This window comes from Aurantimonas sp. C2-5-R2 (assembly GCF_036549495.1).
Taxonomy (GTDB): Bacteria; Pseudomonadota; Alphaproteobacteria; order Rhizobiales; family Rhizobiaceae; genus Aurantimonas; species Aurantimonas coralicida_A.
In genome coordinates this window covers 1-4,172 of record NZ_JAZHLJ010000148.1, presented here as the reverse complement: position 1 = coordinate 4,172, position 4,172 = coordinate 1, and the positions used below count along the sequence as shown (strand labels likewise).

At 64.1% G+C, this 4,172-nt stretch carries 4 protein-coding genes; 3 read left to right on the top strand and 1 reads right to left on the bottom strand.

The window, feature by feature from the left end:
- The first annotated feature begins 248 nt into the window (after positions 1-248).
- Together VQ044_RS23960 and VQ044_RS23955 are read left to right on the top strand one after the other, a co-directional pair.
- Entirely contained in the window at positions 249-1,736 is a 1,488-nt protein-coding gene (locus VQ044_RS23960) for a serine protease (protein WP_327650167.1), read from the top strand.
- Positions 1,737-1,933: 197 nt separating this feature from the next.
- Positions 1,934-2,239 carry a hypothetical protein gene (locus VQ044_RS23955; protein WP_327650165.1) on the top strand — a complete coding sequence of 102 codons (306 nt, stop codon included), beginning with the start codon at positions 1,934-1,936 and terminating at the stop codon, positions 2,237-2,239.
- A 9-nt stretch (positions 2,240-2,248) separates the two neighbouring features.
- Here VQ044_RS23955 and VQ044_RS23950 read toward each other — a convergent pair whose 3' ends face one another.
- Complete coding sequence (locus VQ044_RS23950; RefSeq protein ID WP_327650164.1) at positions 2,249-2,968, bottom strand: pyrimidine 5'-nucleotidase; 720 nt, start codon at positions 2,966-2,968, stop codon at positions 2,249-2,251.
- Positions 2,969-3,058: 90 nt separating this feature from the next.
- Between VQ044_RS23950 and VQ044_RS23945 the strand changes: the two genes are divergently transcribed.
- Positions 3,059-3,979: a DMT family transporter gene (locus VQ044_RS23945; protein WP_327650163.1), complete on the top strand. Its 921-nt coding sequence runs from the start codon at positions 3,059-3,061 to the stop codon at positions 3,977-3,979.
- The last annotated feature ends 193 nt before the right edge of the window (positions 3,980-4,172 follow it).

The following is a 4,172-nucleotide window of genomic DNA, read 5'->3' as shown; positions in this document are numbered from 1 at the left end:
CTACGATCGTTGCGCCCACACCTTCTTCTCGGCCATCTGCATCGCAGCCGCCGTCATCTTCTGGCTCTGATCAATGAGTCCTGAGCCTAGAGCTTTTCCTCAAAGTGGAAAGGTCTCGGACATCCTTTCTTAAGAAAAAATGAATTTAGTCGGGATCGAATCCGACCTTCTCGCGTTTCTTTTGTGTCACCGGACGCGAGGGGAATGACATGCGGCGCTTCACGAAGGTTCTGTTAGCGGGAATAGCCTTGGCCATCGCGCCTATGGCGCCGCTGACGGCCGTCGCCCAGGTGTCCGAGTTGTCGATCGCCTATAACGAGCAGACCGATGCCGATTTCCGCAAGGGCCTGCAGATTCGTCTCGCCTGGACCGGTGACTATGTCGGCGCATTCGACGGGGTCATCGACGCCGCGTCGCTCCGCGCCATCCGCGACTTTCAGGCGCGGCTTGGAATGACGCCAAGCGGTATCATCGACGAAGCGATGCTGGAACTTTTGATCGCGCGGTCGGACGACGCCGAGAAGGCTCTCGGCATGACGTTGGTCGATGATGCCGCGACCGGTGCCCGCGCCGCGCTGCCTCTGGGAATGGTGCGTGACTTCGGTGCCACCGAGGTCGGTAATCTGTGGCGCTCCGCCGACGATGCTGTCGAAATCGAAACCGTGCGCATCGCCGACACCGGTCAGACCCTCAAGGGACTCTTCGATGTCCTGAGCCAGGCGACGGAAACGCGTTCGGTCAGCGACGCCGAGTTCGGCGGTGAGTGGTTCGTTCTGCGTGGTCAGGAGTCGGGCCGCAGCTACGTGATGCGCTTCGCGGACCGGGACGGTGATCTGCGCGGCCTTTCGATCTCCTATACCAACGGTGAGGCAGGGCGTATGGCGCCCTATGCGGTGGTCGCGTCGAATCTCTTCGATCCCTTTGCCGGCGAGCCGCAGGCGCCGCTGGTCGCGTCGAACGAGGCGAAACCATTCTCCTCGATGCTGGCGCGCAAGCGTGCCGTCGGCGCGCCGGAGGCCCGCTATGCCATGGCCTATTCCGATCCGAACCGCCCGCATGTTTTCGAGCTTCCCGGCGAGACCGGCTCAGGTGCGATGCAGCCAGGCGCGCAGGAATTCGACATGGCCGGCACCGGCTTCGTCGTTTCGCGCGACGGCTGGCTCCTGACCAACGCGCATGTCGTGAAGGCCTGCAGGACAGTTCTCGTCGGCGATCTCGGCGCGGCCAGCCAGACCATTATCGACACGGACAACGATCTCGCGCTGATCAAGGTCGACGGAGCGCTCGGTGAGCCTCTGGAAATCTCGGCGGGCAAGCCGCGTCTCGGCGAGGACATTCTGGCGCTCGGCTATCCGCTGCGCTCGATTCTCGCAGACTCGCTCAACGTGACGCGCGGCAACGTCTCTTCGCTGCTCGGCCTGATGAACGACCCGCGCTATCTGCAGATTTCGGCCGCGGTGCAGCCTGGAAATTCCGGCGGACCCTTGGTCGACCTCGCCGGCCGTGTCGTCGGCGTGGTCACAGCCAAGCTGAATGCGGTCGCCGTCGCAGACGCCACCGGCGACATCCCCCAGTCGATCAACTTCGCCATCCGCCCGGATGCGGCCATCGCCTTCCTGCATGCCAACGACATTGCTTTCGAGACCGCCGATGCATCAGAGCCGCTCGCCAGCGTGCCGGATGCGACCGCCGAGGTGAAGGATTCGATCCTGCCAATCCTCTGCGTCGGCAGCTGAGGGCATATAGCGTCCCCTCTGACTCCAAAAACTGCACGCGGTTTAACGGAGTCTCGCGCCGTGCCGGTCGCCGAAGCGCCAGGACGCGAGCGAAAATCGGGTTGCCATGGCGGAACTTCTCCTGAAACCCCTGCGCTTTTCACCAAACGCTACGGGCGTGCCGCGTCGCCGCCCAGCACCCCGTTGAGGAGACCTGAATGCCCGATCTCGACACCGACCCGTCAATGATGCGCGAGCAGCAGGACCGGGACACGCCCCAGTCCATCGGCAACGATACATCTCCCGCGCGGGAAAGCAGCGACAGCGACGTCGGTAGCCGAGCGGATCGCGAGGGGGCGAAAGCAGGTTTGGCCGCTCGGCCCAAGGAAATGACACCAAGGACGGACCGCGAGGATGGGCCCGCTCAGGCGGCTGGTCCCTACGACATCGCGTTGATGCGGAAAGCCGCGCTCGCCCGCGGTGCTAGCCTCGTCAGGAAAGGCCGGTCGCTTCTCGGCAACTGAACCGACGGGTCAGCGGACGGAGCGCAAGAAGGTGGCGAGGTCGTCGGTGACGTAGTCGATGTGTTCGCCGTCCCGCCCCTCATGCTCCCAGACGTCGCCGAAGGCTTCTTCCAGATTGCGCGGCACGATCAGCACCGTGCGCATGCCGAGCCGCTTGGGAACTTCGAGATTGCGGGCCAGATCCTCGAACATGACCGCGCGATCGGCCTCGATCCGGTGCAGCCCCATGAACTTGTCGTAGGTCTCGGAGGCGGGCTTTGGAACGAGCCCGGCTGCGACCAGATCGAAGATATCCTCGAAATGATCGAGAATGCCGAGTTGGCGCGCCGTGCGCTCGGCGTGGCCGCGGTCGCCATTGGTGAAGATGAACTTGCGCCCCGGTAGCGCCTTGATCTCGTCGCCGAGCGCGAGGTCGGGGCTGAGCCACGAATAGTCGATGTCGTGGACATATTGCAGGAAGGCGTCGGGATCGACGGCGTGCTCCTGCATCAACCCGCGCAGGGTAGTGCCGTAGCGGCGGTAGAAATCCTTCTGAACCACCCGGGCCTCGTCCTTGGGCAGGGACAGGAAGTCCGAGACGAAGGCGGTCATGCGCTGATCGATCTGCGCGAACAGGTTCGTGTGGCGCGGGTAGAGCGTGTTGTCGAGATCGAAGACCCAGTCGCGGATGTCGGCGAAATCCTGCGGCGTCGCGTCGGCGGTCTGACGGATGGCTGTGTGCGCGGTCATGATGTCCAGAGGTTCGAGCAATCGGCCGCCTTGCCAAGCGTCGCCGAATAGGAGAGCGAGGGGCGTTGAGACAAAGCTGACGGATCGCCTGTGCCGCTCTGGATTCCGATTACCATCACCGCCGCCTTCCTGCAAAATCTGCGCTCGGCGCTGCAACGGCAATTGAAGGGCCGCATGGGCACGACCGGGGCGACCTTCGCGCGGTTCGGCTTCGGTTTTCCCTTCGCCGTCCTTTATGTCTTCGCCCTGCGCGTCCTTCTCGGCACGGGCTTCCCGCCGCCGAACGCAACGTTCCTGTTTGCCGTCGCCGTCGGGGGGATCGCGCAGATCCTCGCCACCTTCCTGCTCGTCTATCTGTTTTCATTCCGCAACTTCATGGTCGGCACGGCCTACTCCAAGACCGAGCCGATGCAGGCGGCGCTGTTCGGCCTGTTGATCCTCGGCGAGGCCATCGCGCCGCTGGCCTTCGTCGCCATCGTGGTCGGCGTGTTCGGGGTCGGGCTGATTTCGGTCGCCGGACGCGGGGCAGGCGGCCGGCGCGGCTGGAGTGCGCTCGCCGACGGTCTCGTTTCGCGAGAAGCCGGGATCGGGCTCCTCTCCGGCGCGCTGTTCGGCGTCTCGGCGGTCTGCTTTCGGTGGGCGTCGCTGTCGCTTGGCGATGGCGGGGTGGCGATGCGGGCCGCGATGACGCTGGCCTTCGCGACGGGCATCCAGACGCTGGCGATGCTTGCCTGGATGGCTCTCAGGGACCGCGCCGAGCTGAAGGCCGTCGCGCGCGCCTGGCGGCCCGCCCTCCTCGTCGGGATCGTCGGCGTCTGCGGCTCGGCCGGCTGGTTCACGGCGATGACGCTGGAAAAGGTCGCCTATGTCCGCGCGCTCGGCCAGATCGAGCTGGTCTTCACCTTCGCCTCGTCGGTGTTCTGGTTTCGCGAGACCATCACCCGGCAGGAACTCGCCGGCTGCGTGCTGATCGTCGGGGGGATCGTGGTGTTATTGGGGGCTGCGACGTGAGAGGGTTATCTGTCAGGACGCGGTGTATCACGCGTCGGAGACTGAAAAGCTGCCCAATCTAATCCATAATTAGCTTCCCATTCTACCGACATCGTTATATCGATCTTGCCTATCCGGTTGATTCCCACACCCACTAGATCTAGTGTTGGGCATGGATGTCCTGGCCCGTGAAGACCTGCCGTTCCCGCAGTCT